The organism is Streptomyces sp. NPDC049970 (assembly GCF_040660235.1).
Taxonomy (GTDB): domain Bacteria; phylum Actinomycetota; class Actinomycetes; order Streptomycetales; family Streptomycetaceae; genus Streptomyces.
Genome location: NZ_JBFALP010000014.1, coordinates 102,085 through 116,300, shown reverse-complemented (window position 1 = coordinate 116,300; position 14,216 = coordinate 102,085). Strand labels below are relative to the sequence as shown.

Genomic DNA, 14,216 nt, shown 5'->3' with positions numbered 1-14,216 from the left:
CCGCTGACGGTGGCCGCGAACATCGAGATCGACGCGTACGTCAAGGGTGTGCTGGACGGGAAGCGGGCCTTCGTGGCCCGCGCGATCACCCTCGTGGAGTCGGCCCGCCCCGATCACCGGGTGCTGGCGCAGCGGATGCTGACCGAGCTCCTGCCGCACGCCGGACGGGCCCGGCGGATCGGGATCAGCGGGGTGCCGGGCGTGGGGAAGTCCACGTTCATCGACGCGCTCGGCACTCTGCTGACGGGCCTGGGACACCGGGTCGCGGTGCTGGCGGTGGACCCGTCGTCCAGCCGTACGGGGGGTTCGATCCTGGGCGACAAGACCCGGATGGAGCGTCTGGCGGTGGACGCGCGGGCGTTCGTACGCCCCTCCCCCACCGCGGGGACGCTCGGTGGTGTGGCCAAGGCGACCCGTGAGTCCATCGTCGTGATGGAGGCGGCGGGCTACGACGTCGTACTGGTGGAGACGGTCGGGGTGGGGCAGTCGGAGACGGCCGTCGCCGACATGGTGGACACCTTCCTGCTGCTGACCCTGGCCCGTACGGGCGACCAGCTGCAGGGCATCAAGAAGGGCGTCCTGGAGCTGGCCGACGCCATCGCGGTCAACAAGGCCGACGGCCCGCACGAGCGCGACGCCCGTTCCGCGGCGCGTGAACTGGCGGGCGCACTGCGGCTGATGCACCCGGCGGACGCGGCCTGGACTCCCCCGGTGCTGACGTGCAGTGCCCGCGAGGCGACCGGTCTCGACGAGCTGTGGGAGCGGCTCGAACAGCACCGCACGCTCCTGGAGTCCACCGGGCGGCTGACGGCCAAGCGCCGTGAGCAGCAGGTGGACTGGACGTGGAGCATGGTCCGTGACGAGCTCCTGGACAGTCTCCGGGGCCACCCGGCCGTGCGTGCCCTGACCCCGGAACTGGAACAGCGGGTCCGGGCGGGCGAGTTGACTGCCACTCTGGCGGCGGGGCAGATCCTCGAAGCGTTCCGCGGCCCCGGACCGGACGGGGCGCGGCCGGCCGGGGGCTGAGGCGCCCCGGGGACCGCAGGGCGGGCGGCGTTCAACGTTCAGGCGGGGCAGGGCGATCCCGGACGACGCCACCTTCCTGCGGCGGCTGCGGCACACCGTCCCCGGTGCGTGACCGCCGACCCGGCGGGCGGTCCTGGGCCGTGGCCCGCGAATCCCCGCCCGCCGGTCGCTCCCGCAGGGGAGGCGCGCGCCGGTCAGCCCGTGGAGCCCAGCGCGTCGGAGACCAGGGCACGGGCCTCCTCCTGGACCCTGGCCAGGTGGTCGGCCCCCTGGAAGCTCTCCGCGTACACCTTGTAGACGTCCTCCGTCCCCGAAGGCCGCGCCGCGAACCACGCGCTGTCGGTGCACACCTTGAGCCCTCCGATGGCCGCGCCGTTGCCCGGGGCCTCGGTGAGCACGGCGGTGATCGGCTCACCGGCGAGGGTGTCCGCGGTGACCTGCTCCGGGGACAGCCTGGCCAGCACCGCCTTCTGCTCGCGGGTCGCGGGGGCGTCGACCCGGGCGTAGGCGGGGTCGCCGAAACGGGCGGTGAGTTCGCCGTAGTGCTGGGAGGGGGTGGAACCGGTGACGGCCGTGATCTCCGAGGCCAGCAGGGCGAGCAGGATCCCGTCCTTGTCGGTGGTCCACACCCGGCCGTCGCGGCGCAGGAACGACGCTCCGGCGGACTCCTCGCCGCCGAAGCCCAGGGTGCCCCCGAAGAGCCCGTCGACGAACCACTTGAAGCCCACGGGGACCTCCACCAGCTGCCGCCCGAGGTCGGCGGCGACCCGGTCGATCATGGAGGAGGAGACCAGGGTCTTGCCGATGCCGGTACCGGCAGGCCACCCGTCGCGGTGCGAGTAGAGGTAGCGGATCGCGACGGCCAGGTAGTGGTTGGGGTTCATCAGCCCGCCGTCGGGCGTGACGATGCCGTGCCGGTCGGCGTCGGCGTCGTTGCCGGTGGCGATCGTGTAGGCGTCGCGCTGCTCGATCAGCGAGGCCATGGCGTACGGCGACGAGCAGTCCATCCGGATCTTCCCGTCCCAGTCCAGCGTCATGAACCGCCAGGTGGGGTCGGCGAGCGGGTTGACTACGGTGAGGTCGAGCCGGTGCCGCTCGGCGATGCGGCCCCAGTAGGCGACGGAGGCGCCGCCCAGCGGGTCGGCTCCGATCCGGATACCGGCATCGCGGACGGCGTCCAGGTCGAGCACGGCCGGGAGGTCGTCGACGTAAGCGGTGAGGAAGTCGTGGCGTCCGGTGGTGCCGGCGGCCAGCGCCCGGGCGTAGGGGATGCGCCGGACCTCCTTCAGCCCGCCCTCGATCAGGGCGTTGGCGCGGTCCTGGATCCAGGACGTGGCGTCCGAGCCCGCGGGGCCGCCGTTCGGCGGGTTGTACTTGAAGCCGCCGTCCGCGGGCGGATTGTGCGAGGGGGTGACCACGATGCCGTCGGCGAGGCCGCCGGTCCGGTCCCGGTTGTACGTCAGGATCGCGTGGGAGACGGCCGGGGTCGGGGTGTAGCCGTCGTCGGTGTCGATCAGGACGGTCGCACCGTTGGCGGCCAGGACCTCCACAGCCGTGATGCGGGCGGGTTCGGACAGCGCGTGGGTGTCGGCGCCGAGGAACAGCGGCCCGTCGGTGCCCTGCCGGGTGCGGTACTCGCAGATGGCCTGGGTGGTGGCGGCGATGTGGTCCTCGTTGAACGCCGCCGCCAGGGCCGAGCCGCGGTGCCCCGAGGTTCCGAACGCCACGCGCTGGGCGGGCTCGGCCGGATCGGGGTGGACGGTGTAATAAGCCGTCACCAGGCGTGCCACGTCCACCAGATCCCCGGGCTGTGCCGGCTTGCCGGCCCGTTCGTGAACCATCGCTTCTCCTCTGTCTTCGTCGGCCGTTCGCGGACCGCCACGGGACGGACGATCATCACGAGTTGTACCCGATACCGCCCCTTCGACCGCACCCCGGGTACGACGCGGGACCAGCAGTACATCCGGATCGGGCGGTCCCCCAGGGCCGGTTCGGCATCATTGGCCGGTTCGCAGGGAAAGCGCGCCGAAGGCCGGCGGGCGACCGAACAGCACCTCCGGGCATACTCCGGGCACAGGAGAAACACCGGACACCGGAATTGACGCACGCACCCGGGGGAATTGAAGAGCATTACCGCCGGGCTTATCGGACGTGCAGGTGGGCGAACTGAGGCACAGGGCATCACCATCATGCGACAGAGCCCGGCGAAATCCCGATGACGCTCCCCTGACACGCCGCAGAGTTTCGCGGCGATTCGGCCGACGGCCCGGGAGTGGCAATCCGTCAGGCAGCGAGCGCGAGTCGTACGTGTTTTCCCACGTAACGTCTGCCACAGTGCACTTCGGTTTTACATACTTGATCTCCGCCGCCATATTCCTTGCCGCCGGTGTTCACCCGAACCCGCTCTTCGGGGGGCATGTGAAAGAGAGCCGAGCGTGCTGCAGAAGCGTTGCACCGAGGAAAGTCGACTGACGGTCCTTCATCTGGTCCAGCCGGTGGAGGGAGGAGTCGCACGGGTCGTCACCGACCTCGTCGCGGCTCAGGTCCGCGCGGGAGTGCGCCCGGTCGTGGCATGCCCGCCGGACGGGGAACTGGCGGCCGGGGCGGCCGCCGCCGGGGCTCGCGTGTGCGTGTGGCCGGCCGAGCGCGCCCCGGGGCCCCGGCTGGCCCGGGAGGTCTCCGCGGCGAGCCGTCTGGTCCGCGCGTGCGCCCCTGACGTGATCCACGCCCACAGCGCGAAGGCGGGGCTCGCGGGCCGCCTGGCCGTACGGGGCCGGGTGCCGACCGTGTTCCAGCCGCACGCGTGGTCGTTCGAGGCCCTGGAGGGCAGGGCGGCCGGGCTGGCGAGGTCCTGGGAACGGTTCGGGGCGCGATGGAGCGACCGCATCCTCTGCGTCAGCGAGTCCGAGCGCCGGGCCGGTGAACACGCGGGCATCTCCGCGCACTGGTCGGTGATCCACAACGGGATCGACCTGGGCCGCTTCCGACCCGCCGGCCGCGATGACACGGGGCCGGGCCGGGCGGCCCTTCCGCTGCTCGCGGGCGTCCCGGCCGGTTCCCCGCTCGTCGTGTGCGTGGGGCGTCTGAGCCGGCAGAAGGGCCAGGACGTCCTGCTGCGGGCGTGGCGGACCGCACACACGGCCGGTGCCCGGCTCGTCCTGGTCGGCGACGGTCCCTGCGCCGAGGAACTGCGGCGCACCGCTCCCCCCGGGGTGCTGTTCGCGGGCGCGAGTCCGGACGTGCGGCCGTGGATCAGGGCGGCGGACCTGCTGGTGCTCCCCTCGCGGTGGGAGGGGATGGCGCTGGCCCCACTCGAAGCCATGGCCTGCGGCACGCCCGTCCTGTTGTCCGACGTCAACGGGGCCAGAGAGAGCCTGCCTCCCGGGCACCTGCCCTACTGCCTCGTACCGCCCGAGGACCCCGCGGCTCTCGCGGCGGCCCTGTCCGGCCTGCTGTCCGACCCCGTTCTGCGGGCGGCTTTGGGCCGGACCGCGCAGAGCCGCACACGGTCGGTCTTCGACGTGACGAAGACGGCCGGAGCGGTCCTGCGCCTGTACCACGAACTTGTCGGCCAGTCCCTCCCCACGACGAGGAAGCGCACCGAGCGATGACGACGGAGAGTGCACCTGTTCCCCGAGCCGCCCAGGCGACCGCAGTACGGAGCGCGGCCTCCGCTGTGGGCCCACCGCGCAGCGGAAGTGACGACACACCTTCCCGGCAGGCCGCGGGAGGCGTCCGGCGCCGCCGGGCACCGACCGCGCTGATGGCCTCCGACGGGCTCGCCCTCGGCCTGGCCGTGGCGCTGGTGGCCCCGGGGCCGTGGCCACCGGTCGTCCTCCTCCTGCAGATCGCCCTCCAGTTCCTGCTCAACGCCTACCGGGGTCTGTACCGCACCGGGCTGTCGCCCTCGGTCCTGGCGGAACTGCCGGCACTGACCGGTCTCGCCCTGGTGCAGTGGTACGTCACCGCCGAGGCGCTGACGGCGTACGACCCCCGCTACGCCGTCGGCTGGGCCGCGCCCGCCTGTGCCCTCGGAGTCCAGCTGCTGCTGAGCTGTTGCGCACGCGCCGGGGTCCACGGCTTCCGGCGGCGGTCGGCGGCCCGCAATCCGCAGTCCACCCTGGTGGTGGGCGACGGACCGCTCGCCGACCGGGTCGTCGCCGTGCTCCAGCAGCACAGCCGGTACGGGATGCGGCCCGTCGGCCGGGTGGTCGGTTCCGCGACGGCCGCCGAGGGCGCGGAGGGGGAGACCGCCGGTGAGGCGCCGCTGCCCCTCCTCGCGTCGGTGCAGGACGCCGGCCGGGCGGTCATCCAGAACTCCGTCCGCCACGCCGTGTTCACCGTCCCGCCCGAGTCGACCGCCGACGGCACGGAGCTCTTCGCGCTGTTCGCGCGCCACCACTGCCGGGTGTGGCTGATCACCGACCAGGGTGTGGTCGCCCGCTGCCGGACCGCGCCGCGGCCGGACCACGTGTGGGGTTTCGCCGCCCACTCGCTGCACACCGGACCGCACCGCCCGCCGGCCCACCGGGTGAAGCGGGCCATGGACGCCGTCCTGGCCGCGGTCGCGCTCGTCGTCGTGTCCCCGGTGATGGCCGGCTGCGCGCTCGCCGTACGCCTCTGCGACGGTCCGGGCGTCCTCTTCCACCAGGAGCGCATCGGCAGAAACGGTCAGCCTTTCGTCCTCCTGAAGTTCCGCACCCTGCGGCCGGCGGACGAGCACGAGTCCGCCACCCGATGGAACGTGTCCTCGGACCGGCGCGTGAGCCGGGTCGGCAGGACGCTGCGCAGGACGTCGCTCGACGAGCTGCCGCAGCTGTGGAACGTGGTGCGCGGCGACATGAGCCTGGTCGGTCCCCGGCCGGAACGCCCCTACTTCGTAAAGCAGTTCAGCCGGATGCATCCCGGTTACCGGACCCGGCACCGGATGCCCGTCGGGATCACCGGGCTGGCACAGGTGCACGGCCTGCGCGGCGACACCTCGATCGAGGACCGGGCCCGCTTCGACAACCGCTACATCGAGACATGGTCGCTGTGGCAGGACATGTGCGTGCTCGCGCGCACGGCCGGCTCGGTGTTCCGGCTCGGAGGCAGCTGACCCGTGGCACTCACCGCAACCGTGGCACCCGCCGTACCACCCGCGGGCCGGAGCGCGCTCCTCCGGGAATGGGGCAGGAGCTGGCCGCTGCTCCCGCTGATCGCGACCGTACTGCTGCTGGCGGTCCCGGACGACGGCACGGGTGCCGGGGCCGTGTACGGGGTGCCGGCCCCCGATCTCCTGTCCGGCGTGGCCGTCCTCGTCTGTGCCGGCCGTCTGCTGTTCCTGCGGCGGCGTCCGCTCACCGCGGCCGCGGCCGTCGTGCTGGGCCTGCCCGCCCTGGGCCTGGCACTGGCCACGGTCACCGCCGCGGATCCGGCGGCGGCCCTGCCGGGGTTCGTCCGGTACCTGCAGATCTTCGTCCTGGTCCCGGCCGCGGTCCTCCTGCTGGTCCGGGACACCCGGGGCTTCCGGATCGTCGCCGGCTCACTCGTCCTCCTGGCCGCTGTCCAGGGCGCGACGGGCGTGCACCAGTACGCCACCGGGTCAGGTGCCTCGTACATGGGCGAGGACATCCGCGCCGTGGGCACGTTCGGCCCCAGTGACGTGATGGGGATGGCCACGGTCGTCGGTTACGGGCTCGTCGCCGCCGCCGCGTACGCGCTGCGCACCCCGGCGGGGACGCCGGCGTGGCTGCGGCCGTGGGCTCCGGCGACCGCCGCGCTGCTGGTCGTCCCGCTCACCCTGTCCTTCAGCAGGGGCGCGTGGATCGCGACGGCGGCCGGAGCGCTGACCGTGATCACGCTGACCGGCCGACGGCAGGCGGTCCGCGCGCTGTCGGTCCTCGCCGCGGCCGGGGTCGTACTCGTCGGAGGCTTCGGCGTCGGATCCGAGATGATCTCGCAACGGCTCACCAGCATCACCGAGGTGACCAGCGCACCCGACCGGTCGGTCAACGACCGGTACGCCATGTGGGCCGCCGCGACGGGCATGTGGCGGGAGCATCCGGCGGCCGGTGTCGGCCTGAAGGGGTTCCCCGCGCACCGGGACGGACACGCCTCGATCGGCCTCTCGGCAGGCAGCGACACCGCCGGGGCGGGGCAGGACTTCCGCAAGCAGCCGCTCCTCTCACCGCACAACATGTACCTGCTGGTCCTGGCCGAGCAGGGGCTCATCGGCTTCGTGGCGCTGGCCGGCTCGTGGGCCGCGCTGCTGGTGGGCGGGGTACGCAGGCTCGTCCGCGCCAGGGCCCGGGGCTCCGCGGCCGTCGACTGCGGTCTCGCCGCCGTCGGTCTGATGACCTGGCAGACCGTCGACTTCCTGTACGCGGACATCGGCGGCCCGTCCACCGTGCTCACCGGGATCGTGCTGGGTCTCGCCGCGTGGTGGGCACTGGCCGAGCCGGAGAGGACGACCGCCGCGTGAGCGCGACCGCCACCGGGACGGCCGGGGAGTCGGCGCAGGCAGCGGGCACCGCGGCTCCCGCTCCCGGGGCCCCGCCCGGGCCCGGACGGTTCCTGGCCAGGACGGTGGGCGGCACCGCGGGACTGACGCTGATCGCGGCGCTGTTGGGGCTGGTACGGGACCAGGCCGTCGCCCGGCTCTTCGGCGCCAGCCACGCCAGCGACGCCTTCCTGATCGCGTGGACGGTCCCGGAGATGGCGGCCACGCTGTTGATCGAGGACGGCATGGCGCTGCTGCTCGTGCCCGCCTTCAGCCTGGCGCTGACCAGGCGCGCCGCCGGCGGACACGCGACGGACCCCGTGCGCGCCCTGGTGGCCGACACCCTGCCGCGGCTGTTCGTCTGCCTGGCCTGTGCCGGCGCGCTGCTGGTGTGGGGAGCTCCCTGGGCCGTCGGCGCCCTGGCGCCCGGACTGGACGATCCACGGCTCGCGGTGGACTGCACGCGGCTGACCGCGGTCACGGTGCTCACCTTCGGCGTCACCGGGTACTTCAGCGCCGCCCTGCGCGCCCACGGACGCTTCCTGGCGCCGGCCGGGGTCTACATCGCCTACAACGTCGGCATCATCGCCATGACCCTGGCGCTGCACTCCGCCTGGGGGGTGCGGGCCGCCGCCGCCGGAGTCGCCGTGGGCAGCCTCCTGATGATCCTGACCCTGCTGCCCACGTTCGTACGCCTGGTGCCGCGGCGGGCCGGGACCGGGCGCCGGGCCGTGCGCAAGGAGTCCGCCCTGCTCGGCGCTACGGTCCTGGCTCCGGTCGTGCTGTTCGTGGTGAGCCGTCAGTCGCAGGTCTTCGTGGAGCGGTTCCTGGCCTCGTCCCTGCCGGACGGGGCCATCTCGCACCTCAACTACGCGCAGAAGGTCGCGCAGCTCCCGATGGTGCTGTCCATGATGATCTGCACGGTGACCTTTCCCGTGGTCGCCCGCGCCATGGCGGCCGGGGACCGGGAGGGCGCGCGGCGGCGGGTCGAGCGCGACCTCGCGCTCGCCGGGACCGTGGTGCTGCTGGGCACCGCGATGGTGCTCGGCTGCGCGCCCCTGATCGTCGAAGTGCTCTTCCAGCGCGGCGCCTTCGACGCCGCGGACACCGCGGCCACCGCCGGGGTGATGCGTCTGTACGCGCTCGGCCTGCTCGGCCACACACTGGTCGGCGCCCTGTGCAGGCCGTTCTTCTCGGCGGGCCGCCCCACCTGGTACCCGCTCGGCGCGATGGGCGCGGGACTCGTGGTGACGACGGCGGCGGGACTGGCCCTGACCGGCCCGTTCGGCGTCCGGGGCATCGCGGCGGCGAACGCCGTGGGAATCAGCACGGCGGCGTTGCTGATGCTGGTGGGCCTCGGCTCGCGGGCGGTCGCCGTCCGGACGCGGGCCGTCGCCCTGTCCCTCGTCCGCCCGGCCGGCGCGGCGGCGGTCGCCGCCGTGGCGGGCCGTCTCGCCGCGGACCTGGTGCCCGGGCCGGCCCCGGCGGGTCTGGCCGCGGGCTGCCTCGCCGTACCCCTGGCGTTCCTGCTCACCGGACTCGCGCTCCGGGCGCCCGAAGCCGTCCACCTGCTGGCACTCGTCCGACGGAGGTTCCCTCATGGCCGCTGACACCTCGGTACCGCACTCCCGTTCGCTCGCCCTCCGCTCGCGGCCGTGGATCCTCACGTACCACTCGGTGAGCGACCCGACGGACGATCCGTACGGCATCACCGTCTCCGCCGACCGGCTCGACGAGCAGCTGACGTGGCTACGGCGCCGGGGCCTCACCGGGGTGGGGATGACCGCGCTGCTCCGCGCCAGGACCGCCGGGGAGCGCGGCCTGGTGGGCCTCACCTTCGACGACGGGTACGCCGACTTCCTCGACGAGGCGCTGCCCGTGCTGCTCGCCCACGGCTGCGGTGCCACGGTGTTCGTCCTTCCCGGGCGGCCCGGCGGCTCCAACGTCTGGGATCCCCTCGGCCCGCGCAGACCGCTGCTGACCGAGGACGGCATCCGCACCGCCGCGGCGGCGGGCATGGAGATCGGCTCGCACGGCATGTTCCACCGGGACCTGACGGCGCTGTCCGACGACGAACTGCGCCAGGAGACCCACGACAGCAGGGATGCGCTCCGGCGCCTCACCGGGCACGCGCCGGCCGGGTTCTGCTACCCGTACGGCACCGCCGACCCGCGGGTCGTCGAATCCGTGCGGGACGCGGGATACGTCTACGGATGCGCCCTCGCTCCCGGCTCGTTGTCGGGGCCGCTCGCCCTCCCCCGTACCCACGTCAGCCATGCCGACCGCCGTACCCGCCTGCGGGCCAAGGAGGTACGCCACCGGCTGCGGCACCGTCGTGCCGCGTCGGGGCCGGGTGACGCCAGGTGAGGGCGCTGCACGTCATCACGGGTCTGGGGGTCGGCGGCGCGGAGCAGCAGTTGCGGCTGATGCTGCGTCACCTGCCGGTGCGTTGCGACGTGGTGACGCTCACGAACCCGGGTGCGGTGGCCGAGGGGCTGCGCGCCGACGGCGTCCGCGTCCACCACCTGGGGATGCGGGGCAACCGTGACCTGGCCGCCCTGCCCCGGCTGGCCAGGCTCATCCGCCGCGGTGCTTACGACCTGGTGCACACCCACCTGTACCGGGCGTGCGTGTACGGCCGGATCGCGGCGCGCCTGGCGGGGACGACCGCGGTCTCCACGGAACACTCGCTGGGGGACGCCGAGATCGAGGGGCGTCCGCTCACCCGAGGCACCCGGGAGCTCTATCTGCGTACCGAGCGCATGGGGGCGGCGACGGTCGCCGTCTCCGACACCGTGGCCGGACGGCTGCGCGACTGGGGCGTACCGGCGGCCAGGATCCACACCGTGCCGAACGGCATCGACGCGGCGGCCTTCCGCTACGACGACGGCCGACGGCGTTCCACCCGTGCCCTGTTGCGCGTTCCCGACGGGGCCTTCGTGGTGGGCGGCGTGGGCAGGCTCGTCCCGGGCAAGCGCTTCGACCTGCTGATCCGCGCCGTCTCCGGCGTGCCCGGCGCCTGGCTCGTACTGGCCGGGGAGGGGCCCGAGGCCGCGTCGCTGCGCGCTCTGGCGGCACGCCTCGGAGTGGGCGGCCGTGTCCGCTTCCTCGGGGAGTGCGGCACGGCGGACGGGTCCCCCGGCATCCCGGCCGTCCTCAGCGCCGTCGACCTGTTCGTGTCCGCCTCCCGCGAGGAGTCGTTCGGGCTGGCCGCCGTCGAGGCCCTGGCGGCCGGGCTGCCCGTGCTGTACGCGGCCTGCCCCGCCATCGAGGACCTCCCGGCGGACCGGGCACCGGGGGCGGGCCGCATCGGGTCCCCGTCGGCCACCGCCGATCCCACGGCCGAACTCACCGCGGCGCTGAGGCTCCGCATGGCGCGCGGCGCCCACCGGCTGCCGCCGCCGCCGGCCGTGGACCACTACGACATCAGGCTCAGCAGCCGGCGCCTGATGGACGTCTACGCACACGCCATCGACACAGTCCCCTCGACCGAGAGAGCACACCCATGACCGAGTCTCCCGCGCAGTCGGCCGTCCCCGGACGGTTCCGCAGGCCCCGCCCCGCATCCGTACGGCCCAGTTGGTGGCCCCTGCCCGTCTGCGTCCTGCTCGGAGCCGCCTGCGGATTCTCGTACGGAACGCTCGCCACGCCCGAGTACACGGCCACCAGTTACGCGATGGTCACCGCCGGGAAGGACATCGATCCGGCCGCGGCACTGGGGTACGCGCAGTCGTACGGCCGTCTGGTCACCAGCGACGCGACCCTCTCGTACGCCAAGGGGGCCGCCGGCGAGCCGGTGCGCGAACTGCGCACGCACGTCCTGTCCGAGACCTCACCGGACTCCCCCATGATCGCGGTGACCGGCACGTCGGCCGATCCGGACCGCGCCGCCGACATCGCCAACGCGGTCACCGAGGCCGTGGTGGTCAGCAGCGGGCACGTCGCGAAGGACACCGGCGTGAAGCTCATCAAGTTCTCGCACGCCGTGCCGTCGGCCGACCCCGTGTCACCGTCGGTGCCGCTGGGGGCGGCCGTGGGCGCGAGCGCGGGCGGGCTGACGGGCGGACTGGTCCTGCTGGTCCGTCCGCGCCGCGGGCGACGGGACACCGGGGCCCAGGTGCCCGCTCCCGCCCAGGGCGGCGCGGCCACCCCGGCCGAGGAACGGGAGCTCGTGCGATGAACACCGACCACCGCCGGCTCACCGTCACCCTCTGCCGGGATCTGGCCGAGTTCACGGCGCTCGCCCCGGAGTGGGACGCCCTGCACCGGCGCTGCCCCACCTCCACCCCCTTCCAGAGCCATGCGTGGCTCCGGTCGTGGTGGCTCTCCTACGGAACGTCGGGGCGGCTGCGGGTCCTGCTGGCGCGGCGCGGCGGCCGGCTGATCGGCGCGGCGCCGCTGATGCTCGTGCACCGCCCGATGCCGCTCCTGGTGCCGATGGGCGGGGCGATCTCCGACTTCTTCGACATCCTGGTGGACGGCGACGACATCCGGGCGGCGGTCACCGCGCTGGAGCGCGGCCTGCACCGCGCCGCCTCCCACACGGTCGTCGACCTGCGGGAGGTACGGCCCGACGCATCGGCCCAGCTGCTGTTCGGAGCCTGGTCCGGCGCACGGACCAGCCTGGCCGACTCGACGTGCATGGAGCTGCCCGCCGAACCGATCGACGCCCTCATCGGGCGGATGAGCGGTTCACGCGCGCAGCGGTCCCGGGCCAAGCTGCGCAAGATCGACTCACTGGGCATCGAGTGCCGGGCGGCCCCCGTGCACCGGGTGGCGGGGGCCATCGGCAACCTGCTGCACCTGCACGAGCTCCAGTGGCTCGGCAGAGGGGTCAACCCGGAGCACCTGCGTTCCCGCTTCTGCGCGCACCTGGTGCGCTCGGCCCGCCGGATGGTGCGCGACGGCGAGGCCACGGTCAGGGAGTTCGTGCTCGACGGGAAGGTGGTGGCCGCCGACCTGTCGCTCGGGTCGGCACAGCTGACCGGCGCCTACCTGTACGGCGTCGACCCCCGGCTCAGGGAGCGGAAGGTGGACGTCTCCTCGTTGCTGCTGCGCGAGATCGCGCGGGAGGCCGCGGACTCGGGTCGCGGGGTGCTGAGTCTGCTGCGCGGCGCCGAGCAGTACAAGAACCACTGGGCACCCGTGCCGGTCGTCAATCAGCGCCTGCTGCTCGCGCGCTCCGCCCTGGAGCCGATGCTGCGTCTGCGTGAGACGCAGCTGGCCGTCCGGGACCGGGCGGCGGAGACGGTGAAGGCCCGCTTCCCGGCCGCGCGGGACTGGCGGGGCAGGCTGAACGAGCTTCCGGCGGCCGGTCTCGCGATCATCGGCCTGAGTTGATCGTAGATGATGACTTTTGAGGTGATCCGTTACCGTCTGTCGACTGCCGCGTTGTCAGGGCACACCGGTCGCACTCTCGGCAGCCGGTGCCGAATCCCTCAAGGAGAACTGATGTCGCGTATCTCGAAGGTGGCCGCTGTCATGGCAGGTACCGGTGCCCTGATCGCCGGCGGTGCCGGTCTGGCCACCGCCGACGCCGGAGCGGGCGCCGTCGCCGCTCACTCCCCGGGTGTCGGTTCGGGCAACGCCGTCCAGGTGCCCGTTCACGTCCCGGTCAACGTCTGCGGCAACACGGTCAACGTGATCGCGCTGCTGAACCCGGCGTTCGGCAACACCTGCGCGAACGTGTCGGACCACCACGAGGCCGAGGCCGAGGGTGACTACGGCTACGGCCACTGAATTCCCTGACGGGACCTGCCGGGCCCCTTCTCTCCGCGTCGGTGCGGAGGGAGGGGGCCCGGTCGCGTCGTGGACGCCGCCCGGCACGCGCCGTTTCAGACGTAACGGTAGAGGCGGGAGTGGTCCATGAGCTGTGAGGGCGGCACGTCCCACGGCGGCATGGGCCGGTCGAGCGGGAAGATCCTGTCCCGCTGCGGGTCGTCGGCGCCGAGCGGGCCGGCGGGCAGGTAGCGGGCGCGCGGATGCGCCTTCTGCCAGCGGGTCCAGAGCAGGTCGATGAAGGCGTGGTGCAGCCAGAAGACCGGGTCGTCGGGCGATGCCGCGCCCGCCATGGACCCGCCGATCCAGCGATGGACCCGGTTGTGGTTGGCGACTCCGCGGGATCCTCTGATTCCCCAGCCCTCGATCCGGTTGCGGAAGCCGGTGGTGCTGACGCTGTTCCAGGGCGCGGCGTCGTAGACGGGGTCGCCCAGCGCGCGGTCCACCTCCGCCGCACCGGGCAGGGTGACCGGCGCGGCGGGCCGGCCGAGGTTCCGCCGCAGGTAGGGGTCGTCGGTGACCCCGGCGCTGATGCGCCAGTTCCCCCGCCGGTAGGCGAAGGGCCCCGTCATGACCTGCCGGTCGCCCGGCCGGCCGTTGCCTCCGAGCAGGTCGTCCGCCCACAGGGAGGCACTCGGGGTGTTGTCCCGCGTCCAGTCCCAGTAGGGGATCGAGACCCGGGGGTCCACGGCCCGCAGCGCCTTCTCGAACTCCAGGAGGTATCTGCGGTGCCAGGGGAAGAAGGACGGGGTCATGTGGGCGGGCCGCGGCCTGCTGTCGGCATCGGTGACGTAGTACTGCCGGTGCAGGTCGACGAACTCGTCGTAGCGTCCGGAGCGTTTCAGCTCCAGGATCGCGTCGACGAGGCGCTTCTTCTCCGCGCGGGTGAGGTCTCGCTGATTCTTGCGGCTGTACACCAGGGCTCGTCCTC

Annotated in this window: 12 protein-coding genes; 10 read left to right on the top strand and 2 right to left on the bottom strand. The window is 73.4% G+C overall.

Annotated elements, in window-relative coordinates:
* Window positions 1-9: 9 nt before the first annotated feature.
* A complete protein-coding gene (meaB, locus tag AB0I83_RS23075) occupies window positions 10-1,026 on the top strand; it encodes a methylmalonyl Co-A mutase-associated GTPase MeaB (protein WP_363305943.1) in 1,017 nt (338 codons plus the stop codon).
* A gap of 194 nt (window positions 1,027-1,220) precedes the next feature.
* Here meaB and pgm read toward each other — a convergent pair whose 3' ends face one another.
* Complete coding sequence (gene pgm / locus AB0I83_RS23070) at window positions 1,221-2,867, bottom strand: phosphoglucomutase (alpha-D-glucose-1,6-bisphosphate-dependent) (protein WP_356842566.1); 1,647 nt, start codon at window positions 2,865-2,867, stop codon at window positions 1,221-1,223.
* A gap of 594 nt (window positions 2,868-3,461) precedes the next feature.
* Here pgm and AB0I83_RS23065 point away from each other — a divergent pair.
* The 9 genes from AB0I83_RS23065 (at window position 3,462) to AB0I83_RS23025 (ending at window position 13,246) form a co-directional block, all read left to right on the top strand.
* Window positions 3,462-4,637 (top strand): glycosyltransferase family 4 protein, encoded by a 1,176-nt coding sequence (locus AB0I83_RS23065; protein ID WP_356532134.1) that lies wholly within the window; start codon window positions 3,462-3,464, stop codon window positions 4,635-4,637.
* Window positions 4,634-6,124: a sugar transferase gene (locus AB0I83_RS23060; protein ID WP_363305942.1), complete on the top strand. Its 1,491-nt coding sequence runs from the start codon at window positions 4,634-4,636 to the stop codon at window positions 6,122-6,124. The genes AB0I83_RS23065 and AB0I83_RS23060 overlap by 4 nt, the downstream gene beginning before the upstream one ends.
* 21 nt (window positions 6,125-6,145) lie before the next feature.
* Window positions 6,146-7,489 carry an O-antigen ligase family protein gene (locus tag AB0I83_RS23055; protein ID WP_363305981.1) on the top strand — a complete coding sequence of 448 codons (1,344 nt, stop codon included), beginning with the start codon at window positions 6,146-6,148 and terminating at the stop codon, window positions 7,487-7,489.
* 92 nt (window positions 7,490-7,581) lie between these two features.
* Window positions 7,582-9,117 (top strand): lipid II flippase MurJ, encoded by a 1,536-nt coding sequence (locus AB0I83_RS23050; RefSeq protein ID WP_356532275.1) that lies wholly within the window; start codon window positions 7,582-7,584, stop codon window positions 9,115-9,117.
* A complete protein-coding gene (locus AB0I83_RS23045; protein WP_363305941.1) occupies window positions 9,107-9,874 on the top strand; it encodes a polysaccharide deacetylase family protein in 768 nt (255 codons plus the stop codon). Before AB0I83_RS23050 ends, AB0I83_RS23045 begins: the two co-directional genes overlap by 11 nt.
* Window positions 9,871-11,016 carry a glycosyltransferase gene (locus AB0I83_RS23040; protein ID WP_363305940.1) on the top strand — a complete coding sequence of 382 codons (1,146 nt, stop codon included), beginning with the start codon at window positions 9,871-9,873 and terminating at the stop codon, window positions 11,014-11,016. Before AB0I83_RS23045 ends, AB0I83_RS23040 begins: the two co-directional genes overlap by 4 nt.
* Complete coding sequence (locus AB0I83_RS23035) at window positions 11,013-11,687, top strand: lipopolysaccharide biosynthesis protein (protein ID WP_363305939.1); 675 nt, start codon at window positions 11,013-11,015, stop codon at window positions 11,685-11,687. Before AB0I83_RS23040 ends, AB0I83_RS23035 begins: the two co-directional genes overlap by 4 nt.
* A complete protein-coding gene (locus AB0I83_RS23030) occupies window positions 11,684-12,847 on the top strand; it encodes a GNAT family N-acetyltransferase (RefSeq protein ID WP_356842571.1) in 1,164 nt (387 codons plus the stop codon). The genes AB0I83_RS23035 and AB0I83_RS23030 overlap by 4 nt, the downstream gene beginning before the upstream one ends.
* Before the next feature lie 111 nt (window positions 12,848-12,958).
* Entirely contained in the window at window positions 12,959-13,246 is a 288-nt protein-coding gene (locus AB0I83_RS23025) for a chaplin (RefSeq protein WP_356532144.1), read from the top strand.
* A 95-nt stretch (window positions 13,247-13,341) separates the two neighbouring features.
* On the opposite strand, the gene AB0I83_RS23020 is transcribed toward AB0I83_RS23025, so the two are convergent.
* Window positions 13,342-14,202 carry a tyrosinase family protein gene (locus tag AB0I83_RS23020; RefSeq protein WP_363305938.1) on the bottom strand — a complete coding sequence of 287 codons (861 nt, stop codon included), beginning with the start codon at window positions 14,200-14,202 and terminating at the stop codon, window positions 13,342-13,344.
* Between the last annotated feature and the right edge of the window lie 14 nt (window positions 14,203-14,216).

Excerpts from the sequence above, each read along its gene's own strand:
- AB0I83_RS23025 (WP_356532144.1), top strand. The coding sequence starts at position 12,959 with ATGTCGCGTATCTCGAAGGTGGCCGCTGTCATGGCAGGTACCGGTGCC.
- AB0I83_RS23035 (WP_363305939.1), top strand. The coding sequence starts at position 11,013 with ATGACCGAGTCTCCCGCGCAGTCGGCCGTCCCCGGACGGTTCCGCAGG.
- AB0I83_RS23030 (WP_356842571.1), top strand. The coding sequence starts at position 11,684 with ATGAACACCGACCACCGCCGGCTCACCGTCACCCTCTGCCGGGATCTG.
- AB0I83_RS23060 (WP_363305942.1), top strand. The coding sequence starts at position 4,634 with ATGACGACGGAGAGTGCACCTGTTCCCCGAGCCGCCCAGGCGACCGCA.
- pgm (WP_356842566.1), bottom strand. The coding sequence starts at position 2,867 with ATGGTTCACGAACGGGCCGGCAAGCCGGCACAGCCCGGGGATCTGGTG.
- AB0I83_RS23045 (WP_363305941.1), top strand. The coding sequence starts at position 9,107 with ATGGCCGCTGACACCTCGGTACCGCACTCCCGTTCGCTCGCCCTCCGC.